The organism is Erysipelothrix anatis (assembly GCF_009828745.1).
In the GTDB taxonomy this organism is placed as follows: Bacteria; Bacillota_I; Bacilli_A; order Erysipelotrichales; family Erysipelotrichaceae; genus Erysipelothrix; species Erysipelothrix anatis.
Genome location: NZ_WTSX01000026.1, coordinates 1 through 758, shown reverse-complemented (window position 1 = coordinate 758; position 758 = coordinate 1). Strand labels below are relative to the sequence as shown.

The 758-nt window shown below is 35.9% G+C and carries 1 pseudogene; it reads left to right on the top strand.

The window, feature by feature from the left end:
- Positions 1-89 precede the first annotated feature (89 nt).
- Positions 90-758: pseudogene (locus GVV19_RS10715) on the top strand (IS30 family transposase); the annotation flags it as partial.

The following is a 758-nucleotide window of genomic DNA, read 5'->3' as shown; positions in this document are numbered from 1 at the left end:
TTTCCTAAATTCAAATCTCAACCGCACCACCAAGGTGCGGTTGTTTTTGTATAATAAAAGGAGCCCACCCGACTAAAAGGAGCTCCCATATGAAGTATAAGCAATTAAATAGAAAAATAAAAGACCAAATAGATATTTTGTTGAGTATAGGATATTCGATGCGACAAGTTGGACGCGAACTGAATATTTCGCATTCAACTGTTTCAAGGTATAAAAGCAATCATTATAAGAAAAGAAAAATAGATATTCAACATAAATATAACCACTTAATCGATTACCTCAATTCTCGTTATGACCCGAAAGTCCGTTCTATCGATGTCTGCCTCAACAACTATAGAAGGTATCATCCTCATAAACCCTGTGTATCCGTTCAACAAGTGTATAACTGGATCCAACCAAGGAAAACTTACGATTGACCCTCTTAGGATGTGTTACAAAAGACGTAGACGAAAGAAGCGAATGAGTGGAATGATGAACCACTTTCAATGGAATTTGGAAAATCGAACTGTGCTACCAATTAGTCTGAGACCCAATTATATAGAGGCCCGAGATGAAATCGGTCACCTTGAAATTGACTCAATAATCGGAAAGAAAAATGAAAGTGCAGCAATAATATCAATCGTAGATCGATGTTCCAGAATGAATTGGCTGATCAAGGCTGAGTATCGATTGGACTATTACACATCCTCATTAATTAGAAAATTTATAGAAGAAAACAAAATAGTGACGAAATCAATAACCGTTGATAATGGATTAGA